Origin of the sequence: Pseudomonas sp. V98_8 (assembly GCF_029967975.1) — a bacterium.
Taxonomy (GTDB): Bacteria; Pseudomonadota; Gammaproteobacteria; order Pseudomonadales; family Pseudomonadaceae; genus Aquipseudomonas; species Aquipseudomonas umsongensis.
Genome location: NZ_JASCAE010000083.1, coordinates 1 through 18,946, shown reverse-complemented (window position 1 = coordinate 18,946; position 18,946 = coordinate 1). Strand labels below are relative to the sequence as shown.

General features: G+C 59.8%; 19 protein-coding genes. 13 read left to right on the top strand and 6 right to left on the bottom strand.

Annotation, left to right across the window (positions count from 1 at the left end; all coding sequences use genetic code 11):
* Positions 1 to 70: 70 nt before the first annotated feature.
* The 3 genes from dgcA to QLG10_RS25220 all read right to left on the bottom strand — a co-directional run bounded on the left by dgcA (position 71) and on the right by QLG10_RS25220 (position 3,733).
* A complete protein-coding gene (gene dgcA, locus QLG10_RS25230) occupies positions 71 to 2,131 on the bottom strand; it encodes a dimethylglycine demethylation protein DgcA (RefSeq protein ID WP_110750421.1) in 2,061 nt (686 codons plus the stop codon).
* Between the two features lie 15 nt (positions 2,132 to 2,146).
* Positions 2,147 to 2,677, bottom strand: a complete 531-nt coding sequence (locus tag QLG10_RS25225) for a DUF5943 domain-containing protein (RefSeq protein WP_020796073.1) — start codon at positions 2,675 to 2,677, stop codon at positions 2,147 to 2,149.
* A 78-nt stretch (positions 2,678 to 2,755) separates the two neighbouring features.
* Positions 2,756 to 3,733: a dipeptidase gene (locus QLG10_RS25220; RefSeq protein ID WP_008019494.1), complete on the bottom strand. Its 978-nt coding sequence runs from the start codon at positions 3,731 to 3,733 to the stop codon at positions 2,756 to 2,758.
* 235 nt (positions 3,734 to 3,968) lie between these two features.
* On the opposite strand from QLG10_RS25220, the gene QLG10_RS25215 reads away from it, so the two are divergent.
* From QLG10_RS25215 to QLG10_RS25200, 4 genes are all read left to right on the top strand, one after another.
* Positions 3,969 to 4,370, top strand: coding sequence for a lysozyme inhibitor LprI family protein (locus QLG10_RS25215; RefSeq protein ID WP_110750511.1), 402 nt, complete (start codon positions 3,969 to 3,971; stop codon positions 4,368 to 4,370).
* Positions 4,371 to 4,462: 92 nt separating this feature from the next.
* Positions 4,463 to 4,717 (top strand): type II toxin-antitoxin system RelE/ParE family toxin, encoded by a 255-nt coding sequence (locus QLG10_RS25210; RefSeq protein ID WP_282488220.1) that lies wholly within the window; start codon positions 4,463 to 4,465, stop codon positions 4,715 to 4,717.
* Positions 4,701 to 5,024, top strand: a complete 324-nt coding sequence (locus QLG10_RS25205) for a helix-turn-helix transcriptional regulator (RefSeq protein ID WP_179056962.1) — start codon at positions 4,701 to 4,703, stop codon at positions 5,022 to 5,024. The genes QLG10_RS25210 and QLG10_RS25205 overlap by 17 nt, the downstream gene beginning before the upstream one ends.
* Positions 5,025 to 5,057: 33 nt before the next feature.
* The gene (locus QLG10_RS25200; protein ID WP_179056961.1) at positions 5,058 to 5,474 is read left to right on the top strand and encodes a DUF3010 family protein; all 417 of its coding nucleotides are present in this window, start codon (positions 5,058 to 5,060) and stop codon (positions 5,472 to 5,474) included.
* Positions 5,475 to 5,635: 161 nt separating this feature from the next.
* Here the strand turns inward: QLG10_RS25200 and QLG10_RS25195 are convergent, their stop codons facing one another.
* Positions 5,636 to 6,580, bottom strand: coding sequence for a GlxA family transcriptional regulator (locus QLG10_RS25195; protein WP_282488218.1), 945 nt, complete (start codon positions 6,578 to 6,580; stop codon positions 5,636 to 5,638).
* Positions 6,581 to 6,789: 209 nt separating this feature from the next.
* Between QLG10_RS25195 and QLG10_RS25190 the strand changes: the two genes are divergently transcribed.
* The 6 genes from QLG10_RS25190 to QLG10_RS25165 all read left to right on the top strand — a co-directional run bounded on the left by QLG10_RS25190 (position 6,790) and on the right by QLG10_RS25165 (position 12,229).
* Positions 6,790 to 7,734: a choline ABC transporter substrate-binding protein gene (locus QLG10_RS25190; protein WP_110750410.1), complete on the top strand. Its 945-nt coding sequence runs from the start codon at positions 6,790 to 6,792 to the stop codon at positions 7,732 to 7,734.
* Between the two features lie 74 nt (positions 7,735 to 7,808).
* On the top strand, positions 7,809 to 8,696 hold the full coding sequence (locus tag QLG10_RS25185; protein ID WP_282488217.1) for a 3-keto-5-aminohexanoate cleavage protein: 888 nt from the start codon (positions 7,809 to 7,811) through the stop codon (positions 8,694 to 8,696).
* 138 nt (positions 8,697 to 8,834) lie between these two features.
* The gene (locus QLG10_RS25180) at positions 8,835 to 9,800 is read left to right on the top strand and encodes an L-carnitine dehydrogenase (protein ID WP_110750406.1); all 966 of its coding nucleotides are present in this window, start codon (positions 8,835 to 8,837) and stop codon (positions 9,798 to 9,800) included.
* A gap of 137 nt (positions 9,801 to 9,937) precedes the next feature.
* Positions 9,938 to 10,414, top strand: coding sequence for a thioesterase family protein (locus QLG10_RS25175; protein ID WP_110750404.1), 477 nt, complete (start codon positions 9,938 to 9,940; stop codon positions 10,412 to 10,414).
* A gap of 12 nt (positions 10,415 to 10,426) precedes the next feature.
* Positions 10,427 to 11,590 carry a gamma-butyrobetaine dioxygenase gene (locus tag QLG10_RS25170; RefSeq protein ID WP_110750402.1) on the top strand — a complete coding sequence of 388 codons (1,164 nt, stop codon included), beginning with the start codon at positions 10,427 to 10,429 and terminating at the stop codon, positions 11,588 to 11,590.
* Between the two features lie 372 nt (positions 11,591 to 11,962).
* On the top strand, positions 11,963 to 12,229 hold the full coding sequence (locus tag QLG10_RS25165) for a hypothetical protein (protein ID WP_110750400.1): 267 nt from the start codon (positions 11,963 to 11,965) through the stop codon (positions 12,227 to 12,229).
* An 85-nt stretch (positions 12,230 to 12,314) separates the two neighbouring features.
* Here the strand turns inward: QLG10_RS25165 and QLG10_RS25160 are convergent, their stop codons facing one another.
* Positions 12,315 to 13,418, bottom strand: a complete 1,104-nt coding sequence (locus tag QLG10_RS25160; protein ID WP_007975492.1) for a GlxA family transcriptional regulator — start codon at positions 13,416 to 13,418, stop codon at positions 12,315 to 12,317.
* A gap of 526 nt (positions 13,419 to 13,944) precedes the next feature.
* Positions 13,945 to 15,321 (bottom strand): L-serine ammonia-lyase, encoded by a 1,377-nt coding sequence (locus QLG10_RS25155; protein WP_282488216.1) that lies wholly within the window; start codon positions 15,319 to 15,321, stop codon positions 13,945 to 13,947.
* Between the two features lie 438 nt (positions 15,322 to 15,759).
* Between QLG10_RS25155 and QLG10_RS25150 the strand changes: the two genes are divergently transcribed.
* The 3 genes from QLG10_RS25150 to choV all read left to right on the top strand — a co-directional run bounded on the left by QLG10_RS25150 (position 15,760) and on the right by choV (position 18,805).
* Positions 15,760 to 16,707, top strand: coding sequence for a choline ABC transporter substrate-binding protein (locus tag QLG10_RS25150; protein WP_020796088.1), 948 nt, complete (start codon positions 15,760 to 15,762; stop codon positions 16,705 to 16,707).
* 77 nt (positions 16,708 to 16,784) lie between these two features.
* Positions 16,785 to 17,630 (top strand): choline ABC transporter permease subunit, encoded by an 846-nt coding sequence (choW, locus tag QLG10_RS25145; RefSeq protein WP_020796089.1) that lies wholly within the window; start codon positions 16,785 to 16,787, stop codon positions 17,628 to 17,630.
* Positions 17,627 to 18,805 (top strand): choline ABC transporter ATP-binding protein, encoded by a 1,179-nt coding sequence (choV, locus tag QLG10_RS25140; RefSeq protein WP_020796090.1) that lies wholly within the window; start codon positions 17,627 to 17,629, stop codon positions 18,803 to 18,805. Before choW ends, choV begins: the two co-directional genes overlap by 4 nt.
* Positions 18,806 to 18,946 lie beyond the last annotated feature (141 nt).

Sequence of the window (18,946 nt, the reverse complement as noted above, 5' to 3'; positions counted from 1 at the left end):
CGGTGTATCAGGTGTACCGCGTTATCGTTCTTCGCGAGCAAGCCCGCTCCCACATTGGTTCAGTGTGATTTTAGAAGTCCTTGCACAACCGCAACGCATCGTAGATCGCCGCATGCACGTTACGCTGGGCCACACAGTCGCCGATGCGGAACAACAGGTAGCCGTCGCCGCTCTGTTCCAGGCATGGCTGCGGCTTGATCGCGAACAAGGCTTCGACGTCGATCTGGCCTTTGTTGCGCGAGCCTTCCTTCATCGCGTAGTAGATCTCCTCGTCCGGACGCACGCCGTTCTCGATGACCACCTGGTCCACCACCCGCTCCTCCTTGGCGCCGGTGTATTCGTTTTCCAGCACCGCTATCAGCTTGTCGCCTTCGCGGTAGACCTTCTCCAGCATCATGTCGCCGGTCATGATCACTTCTTTCGGATACATGCTGCGGTAGTAGGTCGGGAACGAGGTACCGCCAATGGCCACGCCTGGCTTGATGTCGTCGGTGACGATCTCGACCTGGCTGCCCTTGTCGGCGAGGAAGTCGGCGGTCGACATACCGGTGAACTCGCAAATGGTGTCGTAGACCAGCACGTTCTTGGCGGGTGCAACCTTGCCGTCGAGAATGTCCCAGCTGCTGACCACCAGGCCTTCAGCCGCGCCCCAGTGCTCGTTCTGCTCGATGAACGGATGACCACCGACGGCCAGCACCACTACATCCGGACGCAGGTCCATGATGGTCGGCGCATCCGCCGCGGTGCCCAGGCGCAGGTCGACTTTCAACCGCGCCAGCTCCAGCTGATACCAGCGGGTGATACCGGCGATCTGGTCACGCTGCGGCGCTTTCGACGCCGTGGTGATCTGGCCACCGATAAAGTCCTTTTTCTCGAACAGGGTTACGTCGTGGCCCCGCTCGGCAGCCACACGGGCGGCTTCCATCCCGGCAGGACCGGCACCGACCACCACCACTTTGCGTTTAACGCCGGTGGTTTTTTCGATGATGTGCGGCAGGCCCATGTATTCACGGGAAGTCGCGGCGTTCTGGATGCACAGCACGTCCAGGCCCTGGTACTGACGGTCGATGCAGTAGTTGGCACCGACACACTGCTTGATCTGGTCGACCTGGCCCATCTTGATCTTGGCGATCAGGTGCGGGTCGGCAATGTGCGCGCGGGTCATGCCGACCATGTCGACGTAACCGCCTTCCAGGATACGGGTGGCCTGGTTCGGGTCCTTGATGTTCTGCGCGTGCAGCACCGGCACCTTGACCACTTCCTTGATACCGGCGGCCAAATGCAGGAACGGCTCCGGTGGATAACTCATGTTCGGAATCACGTTGGCCAAGGTGTTGTGGGTGTCGCAACCCGAGCCCACGACGCCGATGAAATCGAGCATGCCGGTGTCGTCGTAATACTTGGCGATCTGCTTCATGTCTTCATGGGACAGGCCGTCCGGGTGGAACTCGTCACCGCAGATACGCATGCCCACGCAGAAATCGTCACCGACCTCCGCGCGCACCGCTTTCAACACTTCCAGGCCGAATTTCATGCGGCCTTCGAAGGTGCCGCCCCATTCGTCGGTACGCTTGTTGACCCGCGGGCTCCAGAACTGGTCGATCATGTGCTGGTGCACCGCCGACAGTTCGACACCGTCCAGGCCACCGGCCTTGGCGCGGCGTGCCGCCTGTGCGTAGTTGCCGATCACCCGCCAGATCTCTTCCGGCTCAATGGTCTTGCAGGTAGCGCGGTGCACCGGCTCGCGCACGCCCGACGGCGACATCAGCGTCGGCCAGTTGAAGCCGTCCCAGCGCGAGCGACGGCCCATGTGGGTAATCTGGATCATGATCTTGGCGCCGTGCTTGTGCATGGCGTCCGCAAGATTCTGGAAGTGCGGGATGATGCGGTCGGTGGACAGGTTCACCGAGCTCCACCACTCTTGCGGGCTATCGATGGCGACGACAGACGAACCGCCGCAGATCGCCAGGCCGATCCCGCCCTTGGCCTTCTCTTCGTAATACTTGACGTACCGGTCGGTGGTCATGCCGCCGTCGGTGGCATAGACCTCGGCGTGCGCGGTGCTGAGCACGCGGTTGCGGATGGTCAGTTTGCCGATCTGGATCGGCTGGAACATTGCTTCGAAAGCCATGGCGGGTTCCTCGACTTACAACGGCTTGACGGTGAACAAGCCGTCTTCGTGGCCCTCTTCGGAGCCACCGTAGACTTGTTCGGCCACGGTGCGGATCTTGCTGCCGCGAGCGGCAAGGATCTGGTCCATCGCGCCGGCAAACCAGCCAGTGAACATGTAGTCGACCTTGCGCCCGACCTTGCCGTACACGTAGACGAATGCCGAGTGTTCGAGCTTGACGCTGCAGGTGCCTTTGTCGAGGTCGATGTCCTGGATCTTGAACAGCCCCCAGCCGCGTTGCGACAGGCGCTTCATGTAGTGCTCGAACACCGCAACGCCTTCGAGGCCATGGCATTCGGCTTCTTTTTCACACCAGTGCCAGGCGGACTTGTAGCCGGCCTTGTAGAGAATCTCGGCGTAAGCTTCGGCGCCCAGCACTTCCTCGATGCCCATGTGGTTATTGACGAAGAAATGACGCGGCACATACAGCATCGGCAGGGCGTCGGACGTCCAGACACCGGTTTCGCTGTCGACTTCGATAGGCAATTGCGGGGCGATCTTGGCCATGGAAACTTAACTCCAGAAAAATTTTGTTGTCGCCTGCGGCGCGGACGGCCGCAGGAAAGGATTCAGAAGAGCGGTGGCTTATTCGCCCCAGACGTCTTTCAAGACATTCACCCAGTTCTCGCCCATGATCTTGCGCACTACGCGCTCGGAATGGCCGCGCTTGAGCAAGGTTTCGGTGAGGTTCGGGAACTCGCCGACGGTGCGGATGCCCAGCGGGTTGATGATCTTGCCGAAGCTGGTCAGGCGGCGGGCGTAGCCCTTGTCGTGGGTCAGGTACTCGAAGAAGTCCTGGCCGTGACCCTGGGTGAAGTCGGTACCGATACCGATCGAATCTTCACCGACGATGTTCAGGGTGTATTCGATGGCTTCGGCGTAGTCGTCGATGGTCGAATCGATGCCCTTGGCCAGGAATGGTGCGAACATGGTCACACCGACGAAACCGCCGTGGTCGGCAATGAACTTCAGTTCTTCATCGGACTTGTTGCGCGGATGCTCCTTGAGGCCCGACGGCAGGCAGTGGGAGTAGCACACCGGCTTTTTCGATTCGAGGATGACTTCTTCGGACGTCTTGGAACCGACGTGGGACAGGTCGCACATGACGCCTACGCGGTTCATCTCGGCAACGATTTCACGACCGAAGCCCGACAGGCCGCCGTCACGCTCGTAGCAACCGGTACCGACCAGGTTCTGGGTGTTGTAGCACATCTGCACAATACCGACGCCCAGCTGCTTGAACACTTCGACATAGCCGATCTGGTCTTCAAACGCATGGGCATTCTGGAAACCGAAGAGGATGCCGGTCTTGCCCTGCTCCTTGGCCTTGCGGATGTCGGCGGTGGTGCGCACCGGAATCACCAGGTCGCTGTTCTCGCGGATCAGTTTCTGGCTGGCGGCGATGTTGTTGACGGTGGCCTGGAAGCCCTCCCATACCGACACGGTGCAGTTGGCTGCGGTCAAACCGCCCTTGCGCATGTCTTCGAACAGTTCACGGTTCCACTTGGCAATAATCAGCCCGTCGATAACGATGCTGTCGGCGTGCAATTCGGCTGGGCTCATCAGGCTGTCCCCTTGTTAGCGATTCATGCGCCGAATCGTCTGTCGGCGCTTTGGGGCCAGCATATGCCTCGGTGCATTGGTAGCCGGGTGCAAAAACGACAGGGGAATTGCCGAAAGCGTCAATCCGCGACAAAGGGTCGTCGCAAGGCACAATTGCCGACCTGTTCAAGGCAATCCGCTTGGGCCAGAATTCGCCACATCTCTTGATGCTTCACTGGATGGGAGCGGCAACCACATGAAATTCATCGTCCTGGCCTTGGCACTGATTGCGACCGGCGTACACGCCGCCGAGGAGTCTGAAGACACCCCCTGCGACAAAGTCGAAAACGACGTCCAGACCCTGGAATGCTCCGCCTTCAGCAAAACCACTGCTGAAGACTTGCTGAGCGAAAACTACAAAAGCCTGAACGAACGCATGCAGTCGCTCTACGGCAAGAACCCGTCGCAACTGGCCGACATCACCGCCAAGATCAAGGCCGCCCAGCAACAATGGCTGAAAACCCGCGACGCCGACTGCGCCATCGAAGCCTTCCCGGCCACCGCCGGCAGCAAGGCGTTCACTATTGCGCAGAATGATTGCGTGGCGCGGATGAGTGACGAGCGGTCGGAGTTTTTGGAGACGATTGGGCAGGAGTAACGCCGAGCAACATCCCGACATGCTTAGTTTATTGGCCAAGAGAGAAATATAAGTAAAGATTGGCAAATCTTATAAAAGACTTATATTCTCTCATGAACAGTATTCACTGGACTCGAAAGGCCGTTAAGCAGCTTTTGAAATTGCATTCCGTTCACCAGATCCAGGTTCGTGATGCCGTTTCGGCGCTGACTGACATGCCTGATACAGGCAACGTCAAAGCACTGGTCGGTCATGACTACGCCTACCGACTTCGAGTAGGTAACTATCGGGTCATGTTCGATTGGGATGGCGCAGTCAAAGTGATCAGTATTCAAGAGGTCAAAAAACGCGATGAACGCACCTACTGACGTTCAAATCATCAACGACGCAGACGGAAATCCTGCTTTCGTGGTCATTCCCTACGCACAATATGTCGCGCAAAAGATTGAACCCGATCTGATTCCCCATGAAGTCGTCAGCCGCATTGTCGATGGCGCGACGCCGATTCGCGCCTGGCGCGAACACTTGAACCTTACACAGGATGAAGTGGCCAAACGCATGGGCATCTCCCAACCGGCCTTCGCCCAGCAGGAAAACGTCGCGAAGCCGCGCAAGGCCACCCGCGAAAAAATTGCCGCGGCGTTTGGCATCACCGCCAATCAACTGGAGCTGTAAGCTTCACGCCTTCAGCCAGAAAAGGGATTCACCATGAAAGTCTGCGGCATCGAAATCAAAGGCAGCGAAGCGATCATCGCCGTGGCAGCTCTCGAGGGTTCCACGCTGAGCCATGTCGCGCTTGCGACCAAGAAAATCGCCCTGGAGGATGACGACGAAGCCGCCAATGTCAAAGTATTTGCCGCTCAGGTCGCATCCTTTGTTCGCGAGAACTCGATAGATCGAATCGTGATCAAGAAGCGCAGCAAGAAAGGTGAGTTTGCCGGTGGGCCGACCACGTTCAAGATCGAGGGCGTTTTTCAGTTGCTGGAGAATTGCGAGGTGACGCTGATGTCGCCGCAGACGATCAATGCGCAGGCCAAGAAGCACGGTTTTGAGCCGCCGGAGACGCTGAACAAGTATCAGCATGAGGCATACAAGGCTGCCTGCTCGGCATTACTGAAGAAGTAACAGAACCTCCAGACAATGACGATCAAATGTGGGAGCGGGCTTGCTCGCGAAAGCGGTGTGTCATTCGATAAATATTTCGCCTGATATACCGTTTTCGCGAGCAAGCCCGCTCCCACATTGAGTTATATGTCGATTCTGGAAACCCGATTCAGTCAGCGCCATCAGGCTTTGGCGGTACGCCGATCCTCCCGTGGGCACCGCTCGAACTTTGCCCGATAACTGCGGGTGAAATACGACGGCGATTCAAACCCGCAGGCAATACTCACCTCCAACACACTCATATTGGTCTGGCGCAGCAGTTGCCGGGCTTTCTCCAGCCTCAGGCGCAGGTAGAAATTGCTCGGTGTGTCGTTCAGGTGCAGGCGGAACAAGCGCTCCAGCTGACGCCGGGTGACTTTGATCGATTCCGCCAATTCCAACGTACTCAGCGGCGGCTCGCTGTGCTGCTCCATCTCGCCAATCACGTGAACAAGCTTCTTGTTGCTGATGCCATAACGCGTCGCGACTTCCATACGCTGGTGGTCTTTACGCGGACGGATGCGCCCGAGCACGAACTGTTCGCTGACCTGGATTGCCAGTTCCGGGCCATGGGACTGGGCGATCAGATCCAGCATTAAATCGATCGATGCGGTCCCGCCAGCGCTGGTGATGCGTCGACGGTCGATCTCGAATAACTCTTGGGTGACGCTGAGCTGCGGATAGGACTCCTTGAAGGCGTCGATGGCCTCCCAGTGCAGGGTCAGGCGATGGCCGTCGAGCAAACCTGCCTCAGCGAGGATGAAGCTGCCGGTGTCAATAGCGCCGAGCGTCACGCCTTCGTTGTCGAGGCGACGCAGCCAGTGCTCCAGCGCCGGGGTGGCGAATTTCAGCGGTTCGAAGCCGGCGACCACCCATAACGTCGCGCCTTTTTTCAACGGCTCCAGCGCCGCGTCGGCGTTGACCGACATTCCGTTACTGGCCAGCACCGCCCCACCATCGGCGCTCAATACATGCCAGCGATAGAGCTCGCCGCGAAAGCGATTGGCAACCCGCAATGGCTCGATGGCCGAGATAAATCCAATCGCCGAGAAACCCGGCATCAACAAGAAATAGAAATCCTGGGACATGGAGCGCACTCGATTGGCGGGTAGCGAGAGGGCGGGTAGCGTGAAGACGTTGATACGCCACTTGCAACAGGCATTCAAGAGCACAGGTCGCTGCAGTGCAAGAGTCGGTCGCCGCAGTGCGCTTTCGTGGCAGATTAGCTGCGTAACGTGACATCACCGGCGCACAGACGACCGGACCCACAATAATGAAACTGCCGAGGAACCTGAGAATGAAACGACTGATCAGCAGCTGTGTTCTTGCACTCAGTGGTACCGCTTTGCTGAGCGCCAGTGTCATGGCAGCCGAACCGGCGTCGTGCCAGAACGTGCGCATGGGCGTGGTGAACTGGACCGACGTGATCGCCACCAGTGCGATGACCCAGGTATTGCTCGACGGCCTCGGCTACAGCACCAAACAAACCAGCGCCTCCCAGCAAATCATCTTCGCCGGGATTCGCGATCAGCGCCTGGACCTGTTCCTGGGTTACTGGAACCCGCTGATGACCCAGACCATCACGCCGTTCGTCGACGCCAACCAGGTCAAGGTGCTTGAAGCGCCCAGCCTGAAGGACGCCCGCGCCACCCTCGCCGTTCCGACCTATCTCGCCGACAAGGGTCTGAAAACCTTCGCCGACATCGCCAAGTTCGAAAAAGAGCTGGGCGGCAAGATCTACGGCATCGAGCCCGGCTCAGGCGCCAACACCCAGATCAAGGCGATGATCGCCAAGAACCAGTTCGGCCTCGGCAAGTTCCAGCTGGTCGAGTCCAGCGAGGCCGGCATGCTCGCGGCGGTGGATCGCGCCGTGCGCCGCAAGGAAGCCGTGGTGTTCTTCGGCTGGGCACCGCACCCCATGAACGTCAACGTACAGATGACCTACCTTACCGGAAGCGATGACGCCCTAGGCCCGAACGAAGGCATGGCCACGGTCTGGACCGTGACCGCGCCGAAATATGCCGAACAGTGCCCCAACGTCGGTCGCCTGCTGAGCAACCTGACGTTCACCGCCGAAGACGAGAGCCGGATGATGCAGCCGCTGCTGGATCACAAGGACGCCTTCGAGTCCGCCAGACAGTGGCTTAAGGATCACCCGCAAGACAAGCAGCGCTGGCTCGAAGGCGTGACCACCTTCGACGGCAAGCCTGCGGCTGAAAACCTCAAGCTGACCAGCAAGTAACCCTTAATCAAACCACCGATTCGCAGCCCGACAGGGCTGCGAACGGGACCACCACGCCTGAAGGAAACCGCCAAATGAACCACGACGTCATCATCACCTGCGCACTCACCGGTGCTGGCGACACGACCGCCAAGAGCCCACATGTGCCGGTCACTCCGAAACAGATTGCAGCCGCTGCCGTGGAGGCCGCCAAGGCCGGCGCTACCGTGGTTCACTGCCACGTTCGCGATCCCGAAACCGGCAAGTTCAGCCGTGACGTGGCGCTGTACCGCGAAGTGATGGAGCGCATCCGCGAAGCCGACGTCGACATCATCGTCAACCTCACTGCCGGCATGGGCGGCGACCTGGAAATCGGCGCGGGCGAGAACCCGATGGAGTTCGGCCCGAACACTGACCTGGTCGGTCCACTGACCCGCCTGGCGCATGTCGAAGAACTGCTGCCGGAAATCTGCACCCTTGATTGCGGCACACTGAACTTCGGCGATGGCGACACTATTTACGTCTCTACCCCGGCACAGCTGCGTGCGGGCGCCAAACGCATCCAGGAATTGGGCGTGAAGGCCGAACTGGAGATTTTCGACACCGGTCACCTGTGGTTCGCCAAGCAGATGATCAAGGAAGGCCTGCTCGACAACCCGCTGTTCCAACTGTGCCTGGGCATCCCGTGGGGCGCACCGGCCGACACCACCACCATGAAAGCCATGGTCGACAACCTGCCGGCAGACGCCGTGTGGGCCGGTTTCGGCATCGGCCGCATGCAAATGCCGATGGCCGCGCAAGCCGTGCTGCTGGGGGGCAACGTGCGAGTCGGGCTGGAAGACAACTTGTGGCTGGACAAGGGTGTTTTGGCAACCAACGGCCAACTGGTCGAACGCGCCGGCGAAATCCTCAGCCGCCTCGGCGCCCGTGTACTCACGCCTGCTGAGGGCCGCAAGAAAATGGGCCTGAAACAGCGCGGTTAATCCCCCACACCCAACCCTGTAGGAGCCGGCTTGCTGGCGATGGCGCCGGTATAGCCACCACCTATTCTGTGACAGGAATGCCGCCTCGCCAGCAAGCCGGCTCCTACAGGGAACCACCGAACTCTCCAGGATGTGACAATGACCTTCATTACCGAAATCAAAACCTTCGCCGCACTGGGCAGCGGTGTCATCGGCAGCGGCTGGGTATCCCGCGCCCTCGCCCACGGCCTCGACGTGGTGGCCTGGGACCCGGCCCCCGGTGCCGAAGCCGCCCTGCGCCAACGCGTCGCCAATGCCTGGGGCGCCCTTGAGAAACAAGGCCTGGCGCCCGGAGCCTCGCAGGATCGCCTGCGCTTTGTCGCAACCATCGAAGAATGCGTGCGAGACGCCGATTTCATCCAGGAAAGCGCTCCTGAGCGCCTGGAACTGAAACTGGAGCTGCACAGCAAGATCAGCGCTGCGGCCAAGCCCGATGCCTTGATCGGCTCCAGCACCTCCGGCCTGTTGCCGAGCGAGTTCTACGAGAGTTCGACCCACCCGGAGCGCTGTGTGGTCGGGCACCCGTTCAACCCGGTTTACCTGTTGCCATTGGTGGAAGTGGTCGGCGGCAAGAATACCGCCCCCGAAGCCGTGCAGGCGGCAATGAAAGTCTACGAATCGCTTGGCATGCGCCCGCTGCACGTACGTAAGGAAGTGCCGGGATTCATCGCCGACCGCTTGCTCGAAGCGCTGTGGCGCGAGGCGCTGCACCTGGTCAACGACGGTGTGGCGACGACCGGCGAAATCGACGACGCGATTCGTTTTGGCGCCGGTCTGCGCTGGTCGTTCATGGGCACATTCCTGACCTATACCCTGGCCGGTGGCGACGCCGGGATGCGTCACTTCATGGCACAGTTCGGCCCGGCCCTGCAGTTGCCCTGGACCTACCTGCCGGCGCCGGAACTGACGGAGAAACTGATCGACGACGTGGTGGATGGCACCAGCGATCAGTTGGGTAAACACAGCATTTCGGCGCTGGAGCGCTATCGTGATGATTGCCTGCTGGCGGTGCTGGAAGCGGTGAAGACCACCAAAGAGAAGCATGGGATGGCGTTCAGCGAATAAACCTTAAATTATGAGGCCTGTAGTACCGGCCTCTTCGCGAGCAAGCCCGCTCCCACATTGGAATGCATCCACCCTGTGGGAGCGGGCTTGCTCGCGAATGCGGTAGTCCAGGTATCTAATCACTCGGATCAGTCACTATGCCCACCCTCACTACCTATCAAACCCGCATCATCCCCGACTGGGTCGACTACAACGGTCACCTGCGCGACGCGTTCTACCTGCTGATCTTCAGCTACGCCACCGACGCCCTGATGGACCGCCTCGGCATGGACAGCAGCAACCGCGAAGCCAGCGGCAACTCGCTGTTTACCCTGGAACTGCACCTCAACTACCTGCACGAAGTGAAGCTCGACGCCGAGGTCGAGGTGCACACGCAAATCATCGGCCACGACAGTAAACGCCTGCACCTCTACCACAGCCTGCACTTGGTGGGCGACGACAAGGAGCTGGCGGGCAACGAGCAAATGCTGTTGCACGTCGACCTCGCCGGACCACGCTCAACGCCATTCAGCGAGCAGACCCTGGGCCGGCTGCAAGCCATGGTCGCCGAACAGAGCGACCTGCCCGCCCCCGCCTGCATCGGCCGAGTGATCGCATTGCCGCCAAAAAAATAACAAGGAGATCCCATGAACACCGCCGCCGCTTTTGCCGATTTCCGTACTTATCCGCTGATCAGCGCGCTGACAGGCGTGCAGGCCATGGCCGATCGTATCCTGGTGACGTGGGCCGACAACCGCGTCAGTCCCTTCCACCACCCATGGCTGCGGGACAATTGCCCGTGTCCGCAGTGCGTCTACACGGTGACGCGCGAACAGGTGCTGGAAATCGTCGATGTGCCAGACAACCTGGCGCCTGTCCAAACCAGTGTCGACCCTGATGGTTGCCTGAACGTGCAGTGGCAGGATGGCCACCTCAGCCGCTTCGACCCTGGCTGGCTGCGGGCCCACGCCTATGACGACCAGTCCCGGGCCGAGCGTCTGGCAAGCAAGCCCAGGGCCAGGCTTTGGCACAGTGATATGCAGTTGCCGGTGTTTGATTATCAAGCACTGATGAACGACAACCAGGTGCTATTGCAATGGCTGTTGGCCGTGCGTGACACCGGCCTGACCCAGGTCCGTGGCGTACCCACCGAGCCTGGCTCGCTGAAGCTCGTCGCCCAGCGCATTTCCTTCATCCGCGAGAGCAATTTCGGCGTGCTGTTCAATGTGCAATCCAAGGCCGACGCCGACAGCAACGCCTACACCGCTTTCAACTTGCCACTACACAGCGACTTGCCGACGCGCGAGTTGCAACCGGGGCTGCAGTTCCTGCATTGCCTGGTCAACGATGCCGAGGGTGGCGAGAGTATTTTCGTCGACGGTTTTGCCATCGCCGAGGCGTTACGCCAGGAGGACCCCGAGTCGTTCCGTAGCCTGTGCGAAATCCCCGTGGAATTCCGCAATAAAGACCGTCACAGTGACTATCGTTGCCTGGCGCCGATCATCGCGCTGGATACCTTGGGGCGGGTCTCGGAAATCCGCATGGCGAACTTTCTGCGAGGACCGTTCGATGCATCGGTGGAGCAGATGCCCAGGCTCTATCACGCCTATCGCCGCTTCATAGCGATGACTCGCGAGCCTCGATTCAGGCTGATGCAAAGACTCAACCCTGGCGAACTCTGGTGCTTCGACAACCGCCGCACCCTGCACGCGCGCAACGCCTTCGATCCTGCCACTGGAGCACGGCATTTCCAGGGTTGTTATGTGGATCGGGATGAGTTGTTGTCGCGCATCCTCGTGCTACAGCGTTAAACCGCGTCATCGTTCTTCGCGAGCAAGCCCGCTCCCACAGAGGATTTGCGCATGACGCAGATCAAATGTGGGAGCGAGCCTGCTCGCGAAGGCGACTGTACAGACCACACAGAAACCACAGGCAAAAAAAAGCCCCGATCAAGCCGTGACAGGATCGAGGCAGAGGGTACTGTTGAGGAGCTGCCGTGGGAGGGTGACCAAACCCTCGTGAAGCAAGCTGGGTCCAGTGTGCCGACTCTCAGCGCAGGTAAATAGCACGAAAACGACCTGTTCATAGTCAATGCTGCCATAACGACAAATCGCCCTTGCCGCCACTGCGTGCCACTACCAGAATCGACCCACGACATCATTCCCAGAAGAAGGATTTGCGTCATGATGCACGCCGATTTGATAGACCAGGAAGACCTGTTGGGCCAGCTCAAGTCATTGGGTTTTCAAGTGCCGAGCGGCGCCACCGCCGAGCAGGCTTGCGAGTTTGCCGTGCGAGGTTTGAACAACGAACGGGCCATCGTGCTGCGCACCATGGTCAAGCAGATGTACACCAGCAGCGCGACAATCCTGCCGGCTGTGCGCCAGGCCATCGACAAGCAATTGCTGCCAGCCTTGGCGCAATACCAACAGAGCCACACCACCCGCTAAAACGCCTTCGCGAGCAAGCCCGCTCCCACATTTGGAATGCATTTCAATGTGGGAGCGGGCTTGCTCGCGAAGAAGGCGCCTCGGTCTAGAGCCTTACGCTAGCGAAAGTCGACTCATTACGCGCCTGACTCAACGCCGACAACGGCCCGGACAACGGTGAAAGCACCAATGCCTGTGGCAGCGGCATCATTGCCACTTGCTGCGTGGTGTTGGACCCTACGCGCTCGTCGCGTGGCGGAATGCCGAAGTATTCGCGGTAGCACTTGGAGAAGTGCGGCGTGGACACGAAGCCACAGACCGACGCCACTTCGATGATCGACATTGGCGTTTGCTTGAGCAGTTGCCGAGCGCGGATCAAGCGCAGCTTCAGGTAGTACCGCGAAGGCGAGCAATGCAGGTACTTCTGGAACAGCCGCTCCAGCTGACGACGGGACACGGCGACGTACACCGCCAGTTCGTCGAGGTCGATCGGCTCTTCGAGGTTGGCTTCCATCAGTGCGACGATTTCCTGCAGTTTCGGCTGGTTGGTGCCGAGCATGTGCTTGAGCGGTACGCGCTGGTGATCCTGTTCGTTGCGGATGCGCTCGTAGACGAACATCTCCGAGATCGCGGCCGACAGTTCGCGCCCGTGATCGCGGCTGATCAGGTGCAGCATCATGTCCAGCGGCGCGGTGCCGCCGGAGCTGGTGAAACGGTTACGGTCGAGGGTGAACAGGCGGGTACTCATGGCCACCCGTGGAAACGCTTCCTGCATCGCCGCCAGGCATTCCCAGTGCACACTGCAATCGAAACCATCGAGCAGGCCGGCGCACGCCAGGGCCCAGCTGCCGGTGCACACCGCACCCAGGCGACGGGACTGCCGCGCCTGGCTCTGCAACCATGACACGTGTTCGCGGGTAACAGTGCGTTGAATACCGATACCGCCGCAGACAATCACGGTGTCCATTGGCGGGGCTTTGTGCATGGAGGCATCGGGGGTGATTTGCAGACCGTCACTGGCCCAGACTTGCCCGCCATCGACGGTGAGGGTGGTCCAACGATACAGCTCGCGACCGGACAGCTGGTTGGCCATACGCAGTGGCTCGACTGCGGATGCCAGGGAAATCAGCGTGAAATTGTCCAGTAACAAAAAGCCGATGGATTGTGGCGCACGGTTCTGGGGTTGGGCCCCGGAGTTGAACGTCGTCATCGCGGTATCTCCTCACACAAAGCGGGTGATGGCCTCAGGCGGAGGCTCTTGTTATTGCCATCGTTCTCGCGTGGGAGACGGGCTTTGTAATGACAGAGCAAATGCCATGCCTAAATTTGAATGCGCGTTCAATAACTCCTAAAAACGACGTCGGAATGTGTCTATATATGACGCGCAGGGAGTAAGGGTTATAAGTGCCATCAATGGCGGCAAGCGCTCTGCCCCGTTGCGTGTGAGCAAATCGGTAGCACTTGTGGGAACAGGGCTACAGGGAGCTCTGTAAGAGTGTCACCGCAGGCACGGGGTGACGGGCGGTCCGGGACGGGGCGGACCTGATTTTGAGGTCAGGTACTTATCTGTTAGCGACGCGCCAAAAGGTGGCGCGTTTTAAATCGGATGATCACTTTACGCGCAATTTTGACTGGTAGAGCCTCGTGTGTAGGAGCCGGCTTGCTGGCGATAAACGATTACGCGGCTTGACTGATTCACCGCGTCGCCTGAATCGCCAGCAAGCCGGCTCCTACACTCAGCACTCAACCGCGCTGACAGCCAACCCACCCCGCGACGTCTCTTTATACTTGTCATGCATATCGGCACCGGTATCGCGCATCGTGCGGATCACCCGGTCCAGGGAGATAAAGTGCTGGCCATCGCCGCGCAATGCCATCTGGGCCGCATTGATCGCCTTCACCGCGGCAATCGCATTGCGCTCGATGCACGGCACCTGTACCAGGCCGCCCACCGGGTCACACGTGAGCCCCAGGTTGTGCTCCAGGCCGATTTCCGCCGCGTTGCACAGTTGTTCCGGTGTGGCGCCCAGGATTTCTGCCAAGCCTGCCGCCGCCATGGCGCAGGCCGAGCCGACTTCGCCCTGGCAACCGACTTCGGCACCGGAGATCGAGGCGTTCTTCTTGCACAGAATCCCGACCGAAGCTGCGCCGAGCATGTAGTCGACGACATTGGCGTCGGTCACGTCCTCGCTGAACTTCATGAAGTAGTGCAGCACCGCCGGGATGATCCCGGCCGCGCCATTGGTCGGTGCCGTGACCATGCGCCCGCCGGCGGCGTTCTCTTCGTTGACCGCCAGGGCGTACAGGTTGACCCACTCCATGGCGCTCAGCGTCGAGCCGATCACGTTGGGCTTGTTCAGCTCCTGCAAGCTGCGATGCAATTTCGCCGCGCGACGGCGCACGTTCAGCCCGCCGGGCAGGATGCCCTCGTGCTTGAGGCCTTGCTCGACGCAATCCTGCATGGCGCGCCACAGGTGCATCAGGCCACTGCGGATTTCCTCTTCGCTGCGCCACACCTTCTCGTTGGCCATCATCAGTTCGGCCACGCGCAGGTTGTGCTTTTTACACAATTCCAGCAGCTCGGCGGCGCTGGAAAAATCGTACGGCAGTTCGGTGCGATCCATGTCGACCACCCCGCTGCTGGCTTGCGCCTCATCGACGACAAAACCGCCACCCACCGAATAGTAGGTGTCGCGATGCAACTCGCCGTCATCGCCCTCGACAATCAGGGTCATGGCATTGGGATGGAATGGCAGGTTTTCGTCGATCAGGCGCATGTCCCGAGCCCAGATGAACGGCACCGGCAGGCGGCCATCGAGTAACAGCGTGTCGGTTTCGCGCAGGGTGGCAATGCGGATGCCGATTTGCGACGGATCGATCGCGTCCGGCCACTCCCCCATCAAGCCCATGATCACCGCGTTGTCGCTGCCGTGGCCGATGCCGGTGGCCGACAGCGAACCAAAAAGCTGTACTTCGACACGCCGAACCTGCTCAAGCTGCCCGCGTTCACGCAAGCCCTGCACGAACAGCGCCGCGGCCCGCATAGGCCCCACGGTGTGTGAACTGGAAGGGCCGATGCCGATTTTGAACAGGTCGAAAACACTGATAGCCATTACTGCCGGACTCCTGGATGTGCCAACTCCAGGCGCAGAAGCGCCCGGTGACGGAGCTGCTACGCTCAAGCTGCAATCCGTCGTGATGGCCGCATCATCAGGCTTTTATCCTGTCGTTCGACGTCTCACACCGACGCACTCATGTCCACGAACGCCGCGTGTCTTTCACGTCGTGTTTTCGCCGTTTTTTTGCGGCTCAGACGGACAAAAGAGGCTGAAAAAAGCTGTAAACGACGTCACCGACACTGGATGCGACCATCCCTGTACTGGTTACGACGCACCCTGTAGGCGTCAGATTTTCACTGGTACATGATCGTAACGACTCGATTGCAAGGCGCCGTGGTAGAGATGTCTCCAGAACGCCATCCAACCGCAACCTATAAGTGCGGTGGTTCCAGTCGGAAACTACTGCCAAAAAAAACACCAAGGAGTCCATCCATGAAAGGTTCCCCGTCGTTGTTGTTGGCCGCCCTGCTTAGTCTGCCGGTTATGGCGCAAGCCGCCGAACCTGCTCAATGCAGCACCGTAAACTTCTCCGATGTCGGCTGGACCGACATCACCGCAACGACCGCCACCACCAGCGTCGTGCTCAACGCCCTCGGCTACAAGACCAAGACCACCATGATTTCCGTGCCCGTGACCTACAAGTCCCTGGCCGACGGCAAGAACATGGACGTGTTCCTCGGTAACTGGATGCCGACCATGGAAAACGACATCAAGGCCTACCGCGATGCCGGCACCGTGGAAACCGTGCGCACCAACCTCAAGGGCGCCAAATACACCCTCGCCGTGCCACAAGCCCTGTACGACAAAGGGCTGCATGATTTTGCCGACATCGCCAAGTTCAAGAAGGAACTGGACGGCAAGATCTACGGCATCGAGCCCGGCAACGACGGCAACCGCCTGATCCAGAGCATGATCGACAAGAACGCCTTCGGCCTCAAGGACGCAGGCTTCAAGGTCGTCGAATCCAGCGAAGCGGGGATGCTCTCCCAGGTCGACCGCGCACAGAAACGCGACACCGCCGTGGTTTTCCTCGGCTGGGCGCCGCACCCTATGAACAAGCGCTTCAAGATTCAATACCTGACCGGCGGCGACGATTTCTTTGGCCCGGATTTCGGTGCTGCCACCGTGGCGACCAACACCCGCAAGGGTTACGCCGAGGAGTGCAGCAACGTGGGCCAACTGCTGAAAAACCTGGAGTTCACTGTCGACATGGAGAGCGAACTGATGGGCAACATCCTGGACGACAAGATGAAGCCTGACGCGGCCGCCAAGGCCTGGTTGAAAAAGAATCCACAGGTGCTCGATACCTGGCTCGCTGGCGTGACCACCATTGACGGTAAACCAGGCCTGGAGGCCGTGAAAGCCAAACTCGCGCCTTGAATCGGGGAGCATCGCTTATGCCGGGCGGCTCACGCCGTCCGGGCTGTTAATTTCCTTGCATGCGGACGTTCACTACCATGCTGATTGATCAGAAAATCCCTTTAGGCCAGCACATCGCGAGCTTTGTCGAATGGTTGACGCAACACGGCGCCAACACCTTCGACGCCATTGCCGTGACGCTGGAAACGATGATCCACGGCGTGACTTTCGCGCTGACCTGGTTCAACCCGCTGGCACTGATCGGCCTCATCGCCCTCCTGGCCCATTTCATCCAGCGCAAATGGGGGCTGACCGCTTTCGTCATCGCCTCCTTTCTGCTGATCCTCAACCTGGGGTACTGGCAGGAAACCATGGAGACCCTGGCCCAGGTGCTGTTTGCCACTTTGGTTTGCGTGGTCATCGGCGTGCCACTGGGCATCGTCGCGGCGCACAAGCCAATGTTCTACACTTTTATGCGTCCGGTACTCGATCTGATGCAGACCGTACCGACCTTCGTTTACCTCATTCCTACCCTGACCCTCTTCGGGCTGGGTGTGGTGCCAGGCCTGATCTCCACGGTGGTATTCGCCATCGCCGCGCCGATCCGCCTGACCTACCTGGGCATCCGCGATGTCCCGCAAGAACTGATGGACGCCGGCAAGGCCTTTGGCTGCTCGCGTCGCCAGCTACTGACACGGATCGAACTGCCCCACGCCATGCCGAGCATCGCGGCCGGCATCACCCAGTGCATCATGCTGTCGCTGTCGATGGTGGTGATTGCGGCACTGGTGGGCGCCGACGGACTGGGTAAACCGGTGGTCAACGCACTGAACACTGCTGATATCGCCCTGGGCTTCGAAGCGGGCCTGGCGATCGTACTGCTGGCGATCATGCTCGACCGTATCTGCAAACAACCCGACGCGAAAGTAGGGGGTGACGCATGAGCATAATTCGCTTCGAAGACGTCGACGTGATCTTCACCAAGGATCCACGCGAAGCACTGAAACTTCTCGATCAAGGCTTGACCCGTAGCGAGATCCTGAAAAAGACCGGGCAAATCGTTGGCGTCGAAAAGGCCAGCCTGGATATCGAAAAAGGTGAAATCTGCGTGCTGATGGGCCTGTCAGGCTCCGGTAAGTCCAGCCTGCTGCGTTGCATCAACGGTCTCAACACTGTCAGCCGTGGCAAGCTGTTCGTCGAGCACGAAGGCAAGCAGATCAACATCGCGTCCTGCTCCGCTGCCGAGCTGAAAATGATGCGCACCAAGCGCATTGCGATGGTGTTCCAGAAGTTCGCCCTGATGCCTTGGCTGACGGTGCGCGAGAACATCAGCTTCGGCCTGGAAATGCAGGGCCGTCCGGAGAAGGAACGCCGGAAACTGGTCGATGAAAAACTTGAGCTGGTGGGCCTGACCCAATGGCGCAACAAGAAACCCGATGAGCTGTCCGGTGGCATGCAGCAACGTGTGGGCCTGGCCCGTGCGCTGGCGATGGACGCCGACATCCTGCTGATGGACGAACCGTTCTCGGCACTCGACCCGCTGATCCGCCAGGGCCTGCAGGACGAACTGCTGGAGCTGCAACGCAAGCTGAGCAAGACCATTGTGTTCGTCAGCCACGACCTCGATGAAGCCCTGAAGCTCGGCAGCCGTATCGCAATCATGAAAGACGGCCGGATCATCCAGTACAGCAAGCCTGAAGAAATCGTCCTCAACCCTGCGGACGACTACGTGCGGACCTTCGTCGCCCACACCAACCCGCTGAACGTACTGTGCGGGCGCAGCTTGATGCGCACCCTGGACAACTGCAAGCGCATCAACGGCTCGGTGTGCCTCGATCCGGGCGGCGATTCGTGGCTTGACCTCGCCGAAGGCAACACCATCAAGGGCGCACGCCAGAACGGTGCGAGCCTGGACCTGCAGAACTGGATTCCAGGTCAGGCGGTCGAAGGCCTGGGCCGCCGGCCGACGCTGGTGGATTCCAACATCGGCATGCGCGACGCACTGCAGATTCGTTATCAGACCGGCAACAAACTGGTGTTGCACGACAACAACAAAGTGGTCGGGATTCTCGGCGACAGCGAGCTGTACCACGCGCTGCTCGGCAAGAACCTGGGCTAAGGCCACACACACAAAAACGCCGCGAGAGATCGCGGCGTTTTTATTTGTGGGAAATCGGCTCACCCAGCAATGCGGCTGATGACCCCTTCGCGAGCAAGCCCGCTCCCACAGGGGAATGCATTCCAAATGTGGGAGCGGGCT